This window comes from Gardnerella sp. KA00255, assembly GCF_049244095.1.
Taxonomy (GTDB): Bacteria; Actinomycetota; Actinomycetes; order Actinomycetales; family Bifidobacteriaceae; genus Bifidobacterium; species Bifidobacterium vaginale_F.
This window is the reverse complement of record NZ_CP058374.1, coordinates 812,971-830,636: the sequence shown is the minus strand read 5'-3', so window position 1 is coordinate 830,636 and position 17,666 is coordinate 812,971. Positions and strand designations below refer to the sequence as shown.

Genomic DNA, 17,666 nt, shown 5'->3' with positions numbered 1-17,666 from the left:
ATGGAAGGCGTGTGCACCACCGACCAGAAGCTGAAAGGATACCAAAGTGCTTATCGCACAGCGTCCGACACTTACCGAGGAATCACTGAATCCCCAGCGTTCTCGCTTTACTATTGAGCCGTTGGAGCCAGGTTTCGGCTACACGCTCGGCAATTCGCTCCGTCGTACTTTGTTGAGTTCTATTCCAGGAGCCGCCGTTACATCGGTGCGTATTTCTGGTGCTCTTCACGAATTTACGACTCTGCCAGGTGTTGAAGAGGATGTCACTGAAATCCTGCTGAACATCAAAGGTATTGTGCTCACAAGTGAGTATGACGAACCTGTAGTGATGTATCTTCGAAAGAACGGCAAAGGTGAAGCAACTGCTGGAGATATTACTCCTCCGGCTGGTGTGACTATTGCCAATCCTGAGATGCATATTGCTACTCTCGCAGAAGATGGCGAGCTCGAAATTGAGTTCACTGTTGAGCGTGGCCGTGGCTATGTGCCAGCTCAGATGAACAAGCAGGAGAACAGCGAAATCGGCCGCATTCCTGTGGATTCGATCTACTCGCCAGTATTAAAGGTGAGCTATAAGGTCGAAGCTACCCGCGTGGAACAGCGCACGGACTTCGATAAGCTCATCCTGGATGTGGAAACTAAGCCGGCTATCTCTCCACGTGATGCAGTTGCATCAGCAGGTTCGACTTTGGTTGAGCTTTTCGGTCTTTGCCGTGAGCTTAATCTTCAGGCCGAAGGTGTGGAGGTTGGTCCAGCTCCTGCCATGGAGGAATCTAATTCCCAAATGGCTATACCGATTGAGCAAATGAATCTTACGCAGCGTAGCTACAATTGCTTGAAGCGTGAGGGTATTCATACAGTCGGTGAATTAGTAGTTCACACTGAGCAGGATTTGCTCGATATTCGTAATTTCGGCATGAAATCCATCGATGAAGTGAAAGAAAAGTTGCAGTCCATGGGATTGTCATTGAAGGCTTCACCGCTTGGCTTTGACGCCAATAATCTCGAAGGTGGTACTTTCTTCTCGCCTGAAGACGAGTAAAGTAGCACTGCAAGTGCCGTAACATTCGGATGTTCGGGTTGATGCCCACCTGAATGATGCGACAATTGCGACAATAAGGAGTAACAATGCCTACACCGAAACAAGGCCCTCGTCTGGCTTCAAGCCCAGCGCATGAGCGCCTGATGCTGGCCAACATGGCGACCAGCCTTTTCCAGCACGGTCGTATTGTGACGACTCTGCCAAAGGCAAAGCGTCTTCGTCCACTTGCTGAGCGTTTGGTCACATTCGCTAAGCGTGGCGATTTGCATTCACGTCGTCGCGTGTTGCGCGTGATCCGCGACAAGTCCGTGGTTCACAATCTCTTCACTTCGATTGCTGAGCAGATGGAGCAGCGCGAAGGCGGTTACACCCGCATCGTGAAGATCGCTCCTCGCCGTGGTGATACTGCTCCACAGGCTATTATCGAGCTTGTTGCTGAGCCAGTAAGCCCAAAGCAGGCAGTCGTTAAAGAAGCTGAAGCTGCAACAAAGGTAGCTACTGAGGCTGAGTAAGCCTGGGGTGCAGTAAGACTTATATGCGATTCGTTAATGCGATTGTTAACATGATTTGTTTATAAGTTTTATGATTACCTTGTAAGTTTACTTAAACGAGTCAGGAATTTTCCTGGCTCGTTTTTGTTTAATAGGATTTAACTAATTTCTAGCCAGAGAAATCATGAATATTTCCTTAACGTTTCTCAAGTAGAGGCAAACCTTTAGAATAGTACGCATGCCTAAAAAGAATTCACTTACTATGCATCGCGTATTAGCACTATTTCTTACTTATGTTTTATTGTGCTTTTGTGGCGGTGGTGCACTAAGCATATTGTTTGTGCCAAGCGTTATGAGCGTAAATAGTGTTGTGAAATCTGTTGTTCCTTCGCTTCGTGTTGACGGCATAGATTTTGACGTCACTGCTTTACCTCAGAAATCGCGTATTTTTGCGTCTGATGGAAAAACAGTTATAGCTACGTTCTACGCTCAAAATCGTACTGTTGTTCCTCTTCGCAAGATTTCCCAATACATGCAGCGAGCAATGGTAGCTCGAGAAGATCGTCGCTTCTTTGAGCATTCAGGCGTTGACGTGCAAGGCGTTATGCGAGCTTTTGTGCAAACATTTATTAAGCATGGAAGTATGCAGGGTGGTTCTTCGCTTACACAGCAGTATGTGAAGAATGTTCTGATGATTAAGGCTCGTGACGATAACGATCCTATTGCTGAATACCATGCTTCAGAAGGCACGATTGCGCGTAAGCTTCGTGAGATGCTTATAGCAATTCAAATGGAAAAGAAGTATTCAAAGTTAGAGATTCTTCAAGGCTATTTGAATATCGCGCAGTTTGGAAGCAATAATTTGTATGGCGTTGAAATGGCAGCTAAGCGATATTTCAACACTACAGCTGAGAAACTTGATTTAGTTCAGTCTGCAACTATCGCGGCTATTACTAAGAATCCTGCTAGGTATGATCCTTCTATTGAAAGTAATTTGAAGGACTCGCAAATTCAGCGAAATACTGTTTTGGATTTGATGTTACGTCAAGGCTTTATTTCTAAAGCTGAACACGATAAAGCTTCTGCTATTCCTGTTAAAGATACTTTAAATATTCAAAGAAATATATCGCATGTTGGATGTCAAGCAGCTGGGGATGCAGCATTCTTCTGCGATTATGTTACTAAGAAAATCCTTAATTCTCGCGAATTTGGCAGCAGTGTGATGGCTCGTCAAAAGTTGCTTAATGAAGGTGGCTTGGATATTTATTCCACAATGGATATTCATGCTAATGACGCTGCAATGAAAACTGCGCGTAAAACTATTCCTGTGAACGATAGCAGCGGTTTTGAGGTTTCTATTGCTGCTATTAAACCTGGAACTGGTGAAGTTTTGGGATTTGGTAGCAATCGTATTTATGATGCTACGGATGCTGCAAGGCTTGATCCTACTCACACCGCTATCAATTATGCGGTTGATGAGCGCGATGGTGGCGGTTTAGGTTGGCAAGTTGGTTCTACTTGGAAGCCTATTAACATGGTTGCTTGGCTTTTAGCTGGAAAGTCGATCAATCAGCCTTTGCGTACTTCTACTTTGTATAATAACGATGATTTTTCGTGCGCTAGGTATCACGGTTTAGGTAAATGGCCTGTTCAGAATTCTGGCGGTGGTACTGTTAGCCCTGAAACGCCGTTAATGGGTCTTGTGCATTCTCATAACACTATTCAGGCTTCTATGGGTTCGCAGATTAAGTTGTGTGCTGTTGCTGAAGCTGCAAGAACTTTGGGTTATCATAATTCTCCTTTAGGTCAGGAAGATATTTTCTCTAAGAATTCTTTGAACCCTCCTATGATGATTGGTGCTGTGCAGGGATCGCCTTTGAGTATGGCAAATGTTTATGCGACTATTGGCGCTGATGGCGTGCAATGCGATCCTATTGCTATTAAGCGAGTAATAGATAAAAATGGAAAGCGCTTGCGTGTTCCTAGCGCTCACTGCCATCAAGCTATTCCTAAGAAGGTTGCGCAAACTGTTGCTTATGCTATGAATCAAGGTGTTGTTCAGCCAACTGGTGTCGCAAGAGTTGCTCAGCTTGAAGGTGGCCGTAAGACTTTTGCTAAGACTGGTACTAACGAAGATACTTACATGCTTACGGGTGGATTTATACCTAATCAAGTTGCAGCATTTGTGGCAGTCGGCAATGCTGAGCATCCTAAGACTTTTAACGGTGCCATGATTAATGGCGTTAGAAGAGGCACTTGGTTTGGTGTGTTTATTGCTGCACCAGCTTGGAAGTACTTCATGGATACTTATTCTGATGCTGCGAAGCTCCCTAAAGATAATGATTACGGTAAGCCGGATCCTGATTTCTTAAGGGGTGGCCCTATGCCGTCAGATTTGAAGCGTAATTCAGACGCTGCGGAACAGCGTAATCGTGATTCTGATGCTCAACGTGAGGCTGCTCGTGAACAGCATGGTTCACAAAGTGGTTCTCAAGCTGGAGATCAAACTAATGCTGGTACAGGCGGTACAGGTGGTACCGGCGGTACCGGCGGTACTGATGATGGCAACGATGGTGACAATCAGTAGTGATGCTGAAAGTCGGTAATTGTTAGGTCAATTGCTAATCGTTGTGAAATCAGCGAAGTTGAGTAGTAAAAATATAAAGTAAAAATATAAAGTAAAAGAGATTAGCAGATTCCGTTTATGGCATTTATAGTATTTGTGTCATTCATGGGGTCTGCTTAATCCATAAGTTTAAGGAGCTTGAAAAATTGAAGGAATCGAATAACGAATCGAATAACGAATCAAATAACGAATCGAAAAAGGATTGTGCTTCCGGCAAATCTTGTTCTTTAGCTAAGTCCGATTGTTCTAAATCAGATTGTGCTACCAAAAACATGAAATCTTCGGGATCTAAGAAAGTTAGCAAGTCTTCGCAGTCCTATGTTTCAAATAATCCTTTAAGAAACAATATAAATATGGCTGCAACTGATCTTCTAACCTTCTCCTATAAGCATATTATTAAGCCACATATGGTTTTCAATGTTCCGCCTGACGAAGCTCATGAGCGCATGTTGGTTTTGTGCAAAGCTTTTTCTGACAATCCTTTGCTTATGTGGCTTTTGCGTTCAACTTTGGATTATACGGATCCTGTTTTGGAAACAAATGTTATGGGATTAGATTTTGACAATCCTTTTGGCTTGAGTGCTGGTTTGGATAAGAATTGCGATTTGACTGTTGTTCTTGACAATGCAGGTTTCGGATTTGAAACAGTCGGATCTACTACTTCTCGCCCTTGTGCTGGTAATTCAAAGCCTTGGTATCATCGTTTCCCTGAATATGATTCTATTTTGGTTCACGCTGGTTTAGATAACGATGGCAGTGAGGCTGTTGTTGCTCGCGCTGAAAAGGCTTGGACTCGTTCTCGTATGAATATTTCTGTGTCTATTGCTCGCACGAATGATGATTTAGTTGGCGATTTAGACGAAGGCATTGAAGATTATCGTATATCGCTTGAGCGTGCTGCTGGGCGTACTTCTATGATTGAGGTGAATATTTCTTGCCCGAACACGTGCGCTGGTGAGCCTTTTACCAAGCCTGAAGCATTGGATAAGCTTTTTACAGTGCTAGATAAGGTGGATCGCCCTCAGCCAACTTTGGTTAAGATGCCTTTGAACGTGCCTGGCGGTTGGGATCAGTTTAAATCGCTTCTTGATGTTCTTGCTGAGCATAAGGTTGACGGTGTTACTATTGCTAATTTGTGCAAGAATCGCGCTGGTTTGAATATTCCTGCTGATTTGCCTGGTGGACTTTCTGGCGGCCCTACTTATAAAGCAAGTAATGAGTTGATTCGTAGAACGCGTGCTGCTTTTGGCGATCGTTTTGTTATTGCTGGAGCTGGTGGAGTTTTCACTCCTCGTCAAGCGTATGAGAAGATTCGCGCTGGATCTGATTTAGTTATGTTTATTTCTTCTCTTATGTATAGAGGACCTCAGCAAATTAGTGTTTTGAAGCGAGGATTAGCTAGATTGTTGAAGGCTGATGGTTTTGAGCATGTTTCTGACGCTGTCGGAATTGATGCTTAAGTCTTTAGCAAGGATTTAGTAAGTATTTATTAAGTCTTTAGTAAGCTAAATTTTTTAGAGCCTGGTTTCTTATAAGCCAGGCTTTTTTAATTGAGTTTAGTTGAGTTTAGTCGCGCTTTTAGTCGTGTTTCTTTTTTAATTGAGTTTTTGTACTTTTAGTTGTACTTTTAGTGCGCTTTTAGCTGCGTTTTTTGAGTTCGATTTTGTGCGCTTTGCGCTCAAGAATAGTTGATTTTGCTTTTATTTGTTCGCTGCATTGCGTTGCGCACAGATAAACGCTCAATCGCGTTTGTTTTTTGCGTATATGTGTGCGATAATGTTCGTATGATTTCTTCACAGCGTCAGCAATTAATTCTTAGTAGACTTCGTACAAGAGGCGCAGTTCGTATTACTGCATTGTCTAAGGAATTGGCAGTATCTGCTATGACTATTCGCCGAGATATAGGCGAGTTGTCGGATAAAGGTTTACTTAAGCGTGTTCATGGCGGCGCTGTTACGACTAATACTTTGTTAAGTGAGCCGCTGTTTTCTGTTAAATCACAGATGGATATTGGTCTGAAAGATGCCATTGCTCGTAAGGCAGTTGGTTATGTGCAGCCTGGCGATGTTATTGCTATTGGCGGTGGTACTACTGCTTATGTGTTTGCTCAGCATTTATTAGAGTCGCGTCAGGCTTCTGGCATTACGATTTTGACAAATTCGATTCCTGTTGCTGAACTTGTGCAAGCTTTGGAGTCTAAGGATGTTGAAGTTATTGTTACTGGCGGTGTGATTACTCGCTCTAATTCATTGGTTGGACCTATTGCAGATAAAGTTGTTTCATCTTTGAGAGTGAACACTGTGTTTTTGGGAACTCATTCAGTTTCGCTTCCGCGCGGATTCCTTATGCCAAATTCTCTTGAAGCTGCTACTGATATGGCTTTGATGGAAATTGCGGATCGTACGATTATATTAACTGATCACACTAAGTGGAGGTGTACTTCGCTTTCGCTTTTCGCTCGATTTGATCAAGTCGATATGGTTATAACTGATGATAGATTAGAGCCAAATGCGCAGCTTCGAACGCGTGAGTTGGTGAAGGATTTGATACTTGCACCTACTAGTGAAACTGTTGATAATCATTCGATTTCTATAGGTATGTAATACAGTTTCACTTAATTTTTAGAGTATTAGGCTTTGGTTAAGTATTATCAAAGTCTATTAAAGCGTTGCTAATGTGATATACATCTCATTTGTAACGCTTATTTTTTAGTAGGATTGCGCTATTTCTAACAATATTCGTGTGTTAATTATTGGTAATTATTTGTTAATTATCTTTTAAATATGTTCAAGTTTGTTAGAAATATGCATATTTTAGGTATATTTTGCGTATATTTTATGTTTATTTTTCTTAAAATAAGCTTTTATAATGTTATCTTTTGTTTTCTCAAATATTGTTAAAAATACTCAAAATACCGAAAATTGCATCCTAATACTTTTAAATATGGTCAAAGAAATGAAGTACACTCATTCTTGCGACACGGGTGCTTTGTGTGAACAAAGCTGAGAGAAACCGCTTGAACGTGAATCCAGATAATGCTGGCGCACGGAGGTCTGTTTTCCCGTGCCTAAATATCAAAAATTGCGTTTTAAACAATTAAATCGCAATCAAGTTTGAAAGGCACAATTTATGTCAAATAATATTGCTAAACCAAAATCTCATTTAAGATGGCGAGTTATTGATATTTCAGTAGCTTCTGTAATAGCTGTTGTATCTGCTGTAATTTATTGGGTTGTTTCAGCTTTTTGCACGGCACCTTGGGATTTTCTTCAGTCTCTAGTACCTGGATTGGCTGGTTTGATTAACGGATTATGGCTTTTTGCAGGCCCATTGGCTGCAATCATAATTCGCAAGCCTGGAGCAGCTCTTTATACTGAATTGCTTGCTGGTGTTATCGAAGGTCTCATGGGTAATATTTGGGGCCTTCCACATACATTTATTGTTTCAATGATTCAGGGAATTGGTGCAGAAATAATATTCCTAATACTTCTGTATAAGCGTTGGAATATCTGGTATACGGCTCTTGCTGGAGGTTTTTCTGGTATTGGAACTTGGGTGAACTCCGTTTTTAATCATTTGCAAGGTGTTGGTTTATTCGGAAAATACGGAATTGTACTCTTTACTACAAGTTTTATTTCCGGAGCTGTGTTTGCAGGTATTCTTATGTGGTTCTTGTATAAGGGTATACGTAAAACGGGTGCATTAAGTTCTTTTGCATCGGGACGTTAACAAATCCATATATTTAATAAGTCCATATATTAAATAAACTACGCATCATTGCCATAAAGGATTTACTATGCCTGATGACTTTCAAAAGCAAGTTCTAATAGAAGAAAATACTAAGAATTCCGAAACATTCCTTCCGTCGGATTCTTGTAATGCTAGTCTCCGTTTCGATAATTGGGGTTATCGTCATGCTACTCGCAAACATTTTGCTGTGCGCGGGTTGAATCTCACTATTGAAGCGGGTCAAAGAGTTCTGCTTCTGGGAGCGTCAGGCATAGGAAAATCCACCATTCTTGAAGGTGCTGCTGGAATTATAGGCAGCAGTATTATTGAATCTCAAAATAAACAGTCGGATAATTCTAATAAATCAGATTCTTCTAATAAATCGGATTCTTCTAAGCAGACGGGATCTTCTGATGAATCGGATTCATCAGTTTCAATAGAAGATGAAGACGGTGGAATAAGCGAAGGCTGTGTGTACGTTGACGATATTCCTGTTCGTCAAGCTAGAGGAAAAGTTGGATTAGTATTACAAGATCCTGATGCGCAAGCAATTTTCCAACGTTTAGGCGATAACGTTGCTTTTGGACCGGAAAATATGAATATTCCGCGCGAGCAGATTTGGCAGCGCGTAGAAAAAAGCATTAAAGAAGTTGGGCTTGATGGATTGCAATTGCATCGTTCAACATCACATTTAAGCGGTGGCCAGTTGCAAAGATTGGCTTTGGCTGGAGCTTTGGCGATGGAGCCACGTGTTTTGCTTTTAGATGAGCCTACTGCGAATTTGGATCCGAACGGAGTAAATCAGGTTGTTAAGGCTGTTAAAAATATCTTAGACTCAACCAACGCAACTATGGTACTTGTTGAGCATCACGCTGAGCCGTGGATTGACATGATTGATAGAGTAGTGGTTTTAGGTTTAGATAACAACGATATTGATAAATCAGACTCATCTGCAATCTCAAGTTCAGAATCAAACTCAAACTCAAATTCAAACTCGGACTCAGAATCTTTGGAAGAAGTTCACGATGATGATATTGCGCGCGCGTCTTCTGCTAGAACGGTTATAGTAGCGGATGGCTCTCCTGATGAAGTTTTTACTCGCACTGATTTAGACTTTGAGGATCTCGGAATCTGGCTTCCTAGTAAATATAAAAAATCGCATAATAGCTCTTATAAATCGAATAATAATTCATCTAATAGCGTTGGAAAAGTAATACTTTCAACTAAAGATTTGTCTATAAGTCATACAGATAAGCCTATTGCCGAGCACATTAACTTGGAATTTAAGTCTGGACAGATTACAGCTTTAGTCGGCGCTAATGGAGCTGGAAAATCAACGCTTTCTCTTACTTTAGCAGGTCTTTTGCCGGCAGTAAGTGGGGAAGTGGTTGCAAGTGAGGAGCTTTCAAACGGTGCTCGTGGGACGAATCCTATTAAATGGAAATCGTCTGAACTAGCCAAGCGTATTTCGTATGTTTTCCAAAATCCTGAGCATCAATTTGCGTGCGCAACTGTTTTGCAAGAAGTAATGCTTGGGCCTTTGCGTACGGGTATGAGTGCTGAGGATGCTCGCGCTAAAGCAGAGTCTTTGCTTAAAAGATTCCGATTGTTTAAGTATGCAAATTCGAATCCTTATACTCTTTCCGGCGGTGAAAAGCGTAGGCTTACGGTTGCTGCTTCTTTGGCTGCAGCTCCTAGTGTGATTATTTTAGATGAGCCAACTTTTGGTCAGGATCGCAAGACTTGGATGCAGATTATTCGTTTAATCGAAAGTCTTAATAAAGATGGCGTTTGCATTATTGTTGTGACTCACGATGAAGAATTAGTAGAAGCTTTAAACGCGCGTGTAATTGAATTGCATGCGGATAGTAATGATTCTGCGGATAGCAAGTCTTGTGCTACTAACAAGCCTTTTGCTGATAGTAGCACTTCTGCTGATAATTCTTCTACAGATAGTAGCTCTTCTGCGTCTAGAATTTCTGTAAGCAATGTCAATTTACGCTCTGAAGATCCAAGGAAATCAAGCTGTTCTCCTGTTCTTGCTTACATGAATCCTGTTTATCGCATGTTTAGTGCATTCCTGTGTTCAATTCCGTTATTGTTTACTTTGGATTCTCTTTCAGCGTCTGTGGCGCTCGCAATAGAATTCATTATCTTGGCTTGTATAAAAATTCCGCCTTGGAAAGTTATCTATTTATCTTGGCCTGTTTGGATAGGCGCTCCAACCTCTGCTATTACAATATTTCTTTACGGTAAATCAGGCGGAAGTACGTGGTTCGAGTGGGGCATGATTCATGTCACAGATAGGTCTGCATCTTTAGCAGTAGCTACATTTTTAAGGATTTTGGCTATTGGAATTCCGTCGATTGTAACAGTTATAGGCATAGATGCCACTGATTTAGCAGATGCTTTTAGTCAAATATTGCATTTGCCGGATCGCTTTGTATACGGCGGATTGGCTGGAATTAGAATGTTTAACGTTTTGAAAGATGATTGGCGAGCTTTAGGTGCTTCCAGACGATCTCGTGGTATTGGCGATGGAAATAAGTTAAAGGCATTTTTCCCTCAAATGTTTGCTCTGCTTGTTTTGTCAATTCGCCGTTCCACTACTTTGGCTGTAGCTATGGAAGCTAGGGGATTTGGCGGCTCTACTCCAAGATCTCACGCTCGAATTAGTAAAGTAAAAGCTTGCGATTGGATTTTGCTAGTTGTTAGCTTAATTATTCCTTTGGTTGCATTATCCGTAGCTATATATACTGGATCGTTTGCTTTCTTAGGTGGATATAATTAAAGCGATATTTTATTGCATCTGCGATAAACGTATTGTCCGTGTATTGTCCGTGTATTGTCTGCGTATTGTTCGTGTATTTGTCCGCGCATTTTCCAAGTATTATATGCGTAATATAAGCGTATTATCCGCTAGAATACTACGTTTTTACGTATTTATACGCCGCAAAAATGTCCATTATTATGCATAAATTTATAACTTGTATGCTTTCGATAAGAAAATGCCGCATAGTTTTCTTGTCATTAGTCTAGCCAGCTTTATTAAGATTTGGCGGATGGAAGCCCTGAAAAGCAAACTTTTTGGGAAAGATTATTCAAAGTAAGTTTAAAAAGTTGAAATTATACTAATTTGCTTTTTATACTAATTTACTTTGATGTAGCTTACGTCGATATGCGGCGGCGAGGAGGAATTATCATGGTGAATGCTGTAGAAGCATTTGATGCTAAGCATCTTAAGTCTGCTGAGGAAATCCCAGCTTTCCGTCCTGGTGACACCGTTGATGTCAACGTGAAGATTCAGGAAGGTAATAACTCTCGTATTCAGACCTTTACCGGCGTTGTTATCGCTCGTAAGGGTGCTGGCGTGCGTGAAACTTTCGTAGTTCGTAAGGTGAGCTTCGGCACTGGTGTTGAGCGTCGCTTCCCACTCCATTCCCCAGCTATTGATTCAATCAAGCTGGTTCGTAGCGGTCGCGTTCGTCGCGCTAAGCTTTACTACTTGCGCGCTTTGCGTGGTAAGGCTGCTCGTATTGCTGAGCGTCGCGATAACTCTGCTAAGTAAGCACCGTTATTTTGTTTAGTCAACGTTTACTGTGATTCGCGTAATTTAATTTATTTATGATTGCGTGATTTGGCAGTAAACGTTGATTTACAATTTGATATTGAGTTTATAACTTGTAAAAAGTGCAGGGTTAATTTATCAAAGGATTTATATGGCTGCTGACAACACGATCAAAAGTGATAATCATATCGTTACAGTTGCAGGGCATGGTATAGATCCTTCTCCTGTTCCTGCTGATGACGCTCTTTTGTCAGATAATAATTCGCGTATCGGCAGGCATGCTAAGGCTTCGAAATCTTCTAAAAAAACTTCATGGCGAGATATACTTTTATGGTATTGCACGCCAGTTATTGTGATGATTCTTATACGCATATTTATTTTAGGCGCGTATACTATACCATCCGGGTCAATGCTTGATACTATTCACATCGGCGATAATGTGATTACAACTAAAATGACTCCTAAAATTTTCCCTTTGCATCGCGGAGACATTGTTGTTTTTGAGGATCCTGCGAATTGGTTGAGTGGTGATCCAAGCGTTAAAACTAGCCTTCTTTCAGGTAAAAATCTTATTAAGCGTTTAATTGGTTTGCCTGGGGATGTTGTTGAGTGCAAGGGTGCTGGTGCTCCGATTACAGTAAATGGTGTAGAAGTTCTTGAATCTTCGTATATTCGTCCTGGTGTTGAGCCAAGTTCCTTCCCGTTTAAGGTAAAAGTTAAGCCTGGTCATGTATTTGTTTTAGGGGATAATCGCGCTAATTCTGCTGATTCTAGATATCATCGTAACGATGGTGACGATGGTTTAGTGCCTATTTCGAAAATTGAAGGTGTTGCTTTTATGCGTTTTTGGCCGATTAATCGAATTGGGCTATTAGATTCTCATCATGATGCTTTTGATAAAGTTCCGGAACCGGCAAAGTGATTAGACCAATAACGATAAATAATATGTCTTCGATCCCTTTAATTCCTTCATTAAAATACGAAAGAAATCTACTTAAAAATGGCTATGATTGGGTTGTAGGACTCGATGAAGTCGGCCGCGGTTCCTTGGCTGGGCCGGTTATGGTTGGAGCTGCAATAATCGGCTTTAAACAAGTTGTGCCTAGTGCTTGTGAGGATTCAAGCTCTAAGACTTCGGTTGATTGTTTAGAAGATGCCGAAGATACCGAAGATGCAGAAGATGCAGAATATGTAAAAGAGACAGAAGATAATATTCCTGCTGGTTTGGCTGATTCCAAGCTTCTTACAGAGCGTAAGCGTGAGGCTTTATATAATCCTCTTAAAAAATGGTGCAGCGCTTATGCTGTTGGCTCTTGTACGAATCACGATATTGATGATTGGGGTATTGAATATGCCTTGGGGATTGCCGCGTTAAGAGCTATAAGTAGCGCTCAAGAAAATCTAATAACGACTTTTAGCAATAATAATTCTGATATTAAATCTTCAAGTAAAAATACAAAAAATATAAAAAATATAAAAATGGCTGCTATTTTAGACGGCCCATATGATTACATAAGCAAAGTTTCTAATACTTTTGACGCTCCGATTTTACCTATTTCAATTGATGTTCAAACTTTAGTTAAAGCAGATCGACAATGTGCAAGTGTAGCTGCGGCAGCTGTTATAGCTAAAGTTACTCGAGATCATATGATGGTTGATTACGCTAGCTTAGAAAAGTATGCTTTATACGATTGGGATCATAACAAAGGTTATGGTTCTAAAGCGCACCGTCAAGCAATAGCAAAATATGGTCCTAGCGATTTGCATAGGATTTCTTGGCATCTTGGGTGAGATAAAAAAGAAAGTGAAAAAGTAATGTCTTTAATATCGCATAACAAGCGCGTTTCTATGCTTGACGTGGCTCGTGCTGCGGGAGTAAGTCATCAAACTGTTTCCAGAGTTATTAATAATTCTCCTGATGTTGCAGCTTCTACGCGCGTAAAAGTTATGGATACGATTAAAGAATTAGGATATCGTCCTAGCAATGCTGCTCGCGCATTAGTTACAAGTCAATCGCATACAATAGGCCTAATCGTGGGCGAATCTATGATATTAGGCGTAAAAGATATGATTTCTTCAATAGAATCTGCGTCTAAATCCAGGGGATATTTTCTTTCTTTAAGTATGGTTAACGAGCTTCTTTGCACTCAAAGCGATGTTGACACTATTGTTGAAAGTTTTGAAGAGCAAAATGTTGACGGAATTATAGTTATAGCTTCAACAGATGCTATGTTTGCTGCGGCGTGCAAAATCAGTTCAAGTATTTCTCGCGTTATTGTTACTTCTACTCACGGATCTGTAAGTATTCACGAGGGTAGAGCTTTGTTAAACAAATATTCAAATTCTACTAACGCTAAGTTTTCTATTATCGGCATTAATCAATGGCGAGCTATGGCAGATGTTATTGGCGTTATAAACGTTAGAGGACATCGTGATGCATTGTATGTGGCTGGTCCTTTGATGTGGAGAGATGCTGCAACTCGGCTTACAGCGTGGCATAAAATTTCGCAAGCAAACGGTATAAGATCTAGGATTGTTCAGTGTGCTTCTTGGAAGTCTTCTGAAAGTTATTCGCGCTTAAATCACGTGATTGAACAATATGGTATTGAAGGTTTAACTTTGCCTAGCGTGATTGTAACAGCAAGTGATTTGCAAGCTATTGGCGTAATTCGTTCTCTTTATGAGCATGGTTTTCGCGTGCCTGCGGATGTTAGTGTTGTTGGTTTTGGGGACGATCCTGGTATGAGTGATTTTTTCCCTCCTCTTACAACAGTAAATATTGATGCTTCAACAATGGGAGCTTTGGCTGTTCGAGAAGTATTAAGACTTATTAATGGTGGTCCAGAATTTGCTTTTGCAGATATGGCTCATGGCGTTGGATTGCATCCAGCAAATGTTGTTTTGCGATCATCTTTAGGTCAATCTCACGTTTAAAGTTTTTAATTGCTCGTTAGCACAAGCAATTTGTGTTTTTAAATCTCTTTTGTTTTTTAAATCTCTCGCATGTTTTAAATCTCTAATTGAGCTTTCGATTTGCGGCGTGTCGAATGCGCCTATCCAGCGTAATCTTGTAATCGCATGTTGATTGGCAATAACATATAAGTTATATAAACATGTGTTATCAGCGTTGTTATCAACATGTTATTACGTAGTGAAGTGTGCATGAAATGTGTTTAGAGTGTGCTTGTGATGGGGCTTGTGATTGGGTTTATGAAGTCGTGTGAAGTCGTGTGAAAATGTGTGAGCTAAAAACATCGATATATCGCTGTTTATAAGAGAAATGGGTATTAATGATTAATCGTTTCTTCGCTTTTGTGCCGGGTGTGAAACATCTTGTTGCATTAAAGTCAGCATGTTTGGCTGTTTCATCTCTTTTGAATATCGCCTTAGTTTATGTTTGCGTCGGAATTTTATCTCCTGTACTAAGGCCTATTCATACTTCTCATCAATCGCTGATGTCCACTGTTGAATTAACTTCGTACGTTATTGCTTTTTTGGTATTAGTTGTTATTAAATATTTAATTCTACGTTGGTCATATAGCTTAGGCGGAGATATAAGTAATCACGTTGCTATGCGATTGCGTCCTAAAATGCTTCGCGCAATACTTTCTCTTCGCTTAATAAAAGATGAAAATACTCCATATTTATCTGATTATTCTAAAGATTCTCAAGTCTTAGATGAACACTCAAATTTGTCTTTAAAAAACTCTGATTCTTTAAACAGTGATGTAGAAAATATGCAAATGTGGTGTGGATTATTCATACCGCAAGTATTTGCTTCTGTTGTTACTCCTTTAGTTATAAGCGCTGTTCTTTTTTCAGTTAATCCTTCTATCGCGGCTATTTCTTTAATGACAGCCGTTTTTACAGTTGCAACAGCTTTTTGCGCACTGATACTAGAAGTATCGCCTATAATTCGTTGCTCGTGTGCATTATTTGCTTATATTTCTGCAGCTGCAGCGATTATCTCAACTATATGGGTTTCCTCAATTCGCGGTGTTGGCTTACCTTCAGCAATGCTAACTATGCCATTGTTAATGCTTAGTATAGAGCCGTTAAGAAGATGCGGAAGATATATGCATATGGCAACTTTCGCAAGAAAATCATTTGAAAGAATCAGCTATTTGCTAAAGCGAGTAGCAGATTCTCCAGTTTCAGCATTATTTGCGGACGATTCCACAAAATTATCTTTGCCAGATGGAGCTAATAATCTTGCCTTAATAGTAAAAGCAGAAATTCCTTCGTCAGATCCTTCGTCAAATCATTCCTCAATTCATTCTTCTAATCATTCCTCAGATTTTCCGTCTTACTTAAAGTTTGTTGCGCAAACAGGTTCGATTAATTTTGTGCCAGCAAAATTTAACGATATTGTAAGATCTGCAGTTTTGTCAGGAGCTGGTTTTAGTACGAATGCGGATGTGACTCTTAGATACAATGATCGCTATGAATTAGACGATGCTTCAGATGATTCATATTCGTACAATTCATACGACAATTACAATTATGACAAAGACGATTCGCCATTCGTCGGTTCGGAATCTTTCTCTAAATTAGAGCAATCTTCTAAAATTTCTCTTTCTGGAGCAAAACCAGGAGCGCTCGCGGATTTAGTAAGTGTTGTAAGTGAAAGAAGTCATCTTTTTGCAGATACTTTGCGTTCTAATCTTCTTATGGCTGCCCCTCTTGCAACAACTACGTCTATGTGGGAAGCTTTGCGCGAAGCCAAAATAGATGGAATTGTATATGCGGATTATGACGGATTAGATTTGCGCATTGATCGCTTTAAAGAAAATGCCATTTCTCAAGGGGATTCTCGTGGGGATTCTCGTGGTGAGGCTGAAGCTCAAAATAGCGTTCAGAGTGTTTCTCAGGGTGTTTCACAAGGCTACTCACAAAGCTACTCACAAGGCGATTCTAGCGATAACTCTAATAGCTCTATTTATGATTCTGAGTGCACTATGCGGAAATTTATTTTAGCGCGTGCTTTACTTAGACATACTCCAGTATATATAGTCGATTTTTCGCGTGAGCTTATGGGGGATCGCGAATCGGCTAAAATTTGTGCTATTTTGCGAAAACTATCTAAAAAAGCTATTGTAATCGCATTAATGCCTACTAGTGCTCACGAATCTGGAATAGTGAATAACGAAGATTTGCTTCCAATAGAATTCCAGAATAAATCGGGTGAAGTTATAAAAGATAATGTAGATTTATCTGATTTTTATGCGAAAAATGATGATTTGGCTGAAGTTGAAGAATTCAAAAAATCAGTATCTGAAAACAAAGCTGAAAATGACTTTTATAAAGAATCAGGCAATTCAGGCAATTCGAGCAAATCAAGCAATAAGAAATATCCTAATTTCGTGTATTCGATGATTAAAGCTTTTAGAGCTTTTGTTTCTGTATTAGCTACAGCAATAAGTGTTTCTGCTGCAATTTTCATTCCGGTATGTACAGTTGCGTCAATGTTCGCAATGGTTGGCAGGCCTATTTTTGGATTCAATATGCAAGAATGTTTGCAAGGAACGCTTATATGCATGCTTTTGAGGCTTATAACATTATTAGCTTCGTTTGCAGGATTTGATTTCCATAAGGCTCGTCAACGTAAAGCATCGCTGACAATGACGCTAGGCTTAACTTTTGCAACAATCCCAGCTTTCTTGCTGCTTTGGTATTTCAATAAGCAACTTATGATACTTTCAATCGTAATTTATGTGCTTGTAGTAGTGCTTATACCGTGGTATCGATTTGTTCGTTCTAGGAAGATAGAACGCAGCGTGCATAAGCACATGCATGTATTAAAACGCGAAGTGCAAGATATTGAGCTTGGAATGGATGAAGTTTTAGCATTCAGAGTGGGTGAGCAATGTGTAGATAGAATGATTCAAACAATGGAGCGCATTTCTGTGCAGCGCATGAGATTAGCTCGTCGTTTAGCAACAATGTGTTCGCTTGTTATGTCTGTTTCGTTGGTTGGAATGTTAGTTGGGACTATGATAATTGCCCAAAACGTGCATCCTGAGCCAGCGAATATACCTGCATGGAGTACAGTTTACGCTGTTATGGCTGTAATCGTGTTAGTAAGTTTGCTTAAGCAGATAGCAGATGTTGTATTGCGTCGTACACAGTGGGTGGTGAATTTTGGCGAGTAAGAAGCCATCTTCCTTTAGCTCACAATATAAAGGCAAAATAATATCGCGTAAACGTTCG

General features: G+C 40.4%; 12 protein-coding genes and 1 pseudogene. All 13 read left to right on the top strand.

From position 1 onward, the window contains the following. Positions 1-46: 46 nt before the first annotated feature. Positions 47-1,042: a DNA-directed RNA polymerase subunit alpha gene (locus tag HXT51_RS03265; RefSeq protein ID WP_103084572.1), complete on the top strand. Its 996-nt coding sequence runs from the start codon at positions 47-49 to the stop codon at positions 1,040-1,042. Between the two features lie 86 nt (positions 1,043-1,128). Then, the gene (rplQ, locus tag HXT51_RS03260) at positions 1,129-1,554 is read left to right on the top strand and encodes a 50S ribosomal protein L17 (RefSeq protein ID WP_103084573.1); all 426 of its coding nucleotides are present in this window, start codon (positions 1,129-1,131) and stop codon (positions 1,552-1,554) included. Between the two features lie 217 nt (positions 1,555-1,771). After that, on the top strand, positions 1,772-4,120 hold the full coding sequence (locus HXT51_RS03255; RefSeq protein WP_103084574.1) for a transglycosylase domain-containing protein: 2,349 nt from the start codon (positions 1,772-1,774) through the stop codon (positions 4,118-4,120). Between the two features lie 311 nt (positions 4,121-4,431). Continuing rightward, positions 4,432-5,619, top strand: a complete 1,188-nt coding sequence (locus HXT51_RS03250; RefSeq protein ID WP_103084621.1) for a quinone-dependent dihydroorotate dehydrogenase — start codon at positions 4,432-4,434, stop codon at positions 5,617-5,619. Positions 5,620-5,943: 324 nt separating this feature from the next. Then, complete coding sequence (locus HXT51_RS03245) at positions 5,944-6,762, top strand: DeoR/GlpR family DNA-binding transcription regulator (RefSeq protein ID WP_103084622.1); 819 nt, start codon at positions 5,944-5,946, stop codon at positions 6,760-6,762. Between the two features lie 526 nt (positions 6,763-7,288). Beyond that, on the top strand, positions 7,289-7,888 hold the full coding sequence (locus HXT51_RS03240; RefSeq protein WP_103084575.1) for an ECF transporter S component: 600 nt from the start codon (positions 7,289-7,291) through the stop codon (positions 7,886-7,888). Positions 7,889-7,955: 67 nt separating this feature from the next. Then, positions 7,956-9,747: pseudogene (locus tag HXT51_RS03235) on the top strand (ABC transporter ATP-binding protein); the annotation flags it as partial. A gap of 188 nt (positions 9,748-9,935) precedes the next feature. Further along, entirely contained in the window at positions 9,936-10,679 is a 744-nt protein-coding gene (locus HXT51_RS03230; protein ID WP_421776810.1) for an energy-coupling factor transporter transmembrane component T family protein, read from the top strand. Between the two features lie 411 nt (positions 10,680-11,090). Further along, positions 11,091-11,456, top strand: coding sequence for a 50S ribosomal protein L19 (gene rplS, locus HXT51_RS03225; protein WP_103084577.1), 366 nt, complete (start codon positions 11,091-11,093; stop codon positions 11,454-11,456). Positions 11,457-11,607: 151 nt separating this feature from the next. Continuing rightward, positions 11,608-12,378 (top strand): signal peptidase I, encoded by a 771-nt coding sequence (lepB, locus tag HXT51_RS03220; protein ID WP_421776774.1) that lies wholly within the window; start codon positions 11,608-11,610, stop codon positions 12,376-12,378. Positions 12,379-12,410: 32 nt separating this feature from the next. Next, the gene (locus HXT51_RS03215) at positions 12,411-13,247 is read left to right on the top strand and encodes a ribonuclease HII (protein WP_421776809.1); all 837 of its coding nucleotides are present in this window, start codon (positions 12,411-12,413) and stop codon (positions 13,245-13,247) included. Between the two features lie 24 nt (positions 13,248-13,271). After that, the gene (locus HXT51_RS03210) at positions 13,272-14,390 is read left to right on the top strand and encodes a LacI family DNA-binding transcriptional regulator (protein ID WP_258004217.1); all 1,119 of its coding nucleotides are present in this window, start codon (positions 13,272-13,274) and stop codon (positions 14,388-14,390) included. A gap of 356 nt (positions 14,391-14,746) precedes the next feature. Further along, positions 14,747-17,608, top strand: a complete 2,862-nt coding sequence (locus HXT51_RS03205; RefSeq protein WP_103084580.1) for an ABC transporter — start codon at positions 14,747-14,749, stop codon at positions 17,606-17,608. Positions 17,609-17,666 lie beyond the last annotated feature (58 nt).

What these genes read in the sequence shown, in the direction of transcription:
- rplQ (WP_103084573.1), top strand. Translation starts at nt 1,129, where the DNA reads ATGCCTACACCGAAACAAGGCCCTCGTCTGGCTTCAAGCCCAGCGCAT.
- HXT51_RS03255 (WP_103084574.1), top strand. Translation starts at nt 1,772, where the DNA reads ATGCCTAAAAAGAATTCACTTACTATGCATCGCGTATTAGCACTATTT.
- HXT51_RS03250 (WP_103084621.1), top strand. Translation starts at nt 4,432, where the DNA reads ATGAAATCTTCGGGATCTAAGAAAGTTAGCAAGTCTTCGCAGTCCTAT.
- HXT51_RS03245 (WP_103084622.1), top strand. Translation starts at nt 5,944, where the DNA reads ATGATTTCTTCACAGCGTCAGCAATTAATTCTTAGTAGACTTCGTACA.
- HXT51_RS03240 (WP_103084575.1), top strand. Translation starts at nt 7,289, where the DNA reads ATGTCAAATAATATTGCTAAACCAAAATCTCATTTAAGATGGCGAGTT.
- HXT51_RS03230 (WP_421776810.1), top strand. Translation starts at nt 9,936, where the DNA reads ATGAATCCTGTTTATCGCATGTTTAGTGCATTCCTGTGTTCAATTCCG.
- rplS (WP_103084577.1), top strand. Translation starts at nt 11,091, where the DNA reads ATGGTGAATGCTGTAGAAGCATTTGATGCTAAGCATCTTAAGTCTGCT.
- lepB (WP_421776774.1), top strand. Translation starts at nt 11,608, where the DNA reads ATGGCTGCTGACAACACGATCAAAAGTGATAATCATATCGTTACAGTT.
- HXT51_RS03210 (WP_258004217.1), top strand. Translation starts at nt 13,272, where the DNA reads ATGTCTTTAATATCGCATAACAAGCGCGTTTCTATGCTTGACGTGGCT.
- HXT51_RS03205 (WP_103084580.1), top strand. Translation starts at nt 14,747, where the DNA reads ATGATTAATCGTTTCTTCGCTTTTGTGCCGGGTGTGAAACATCTTGTT.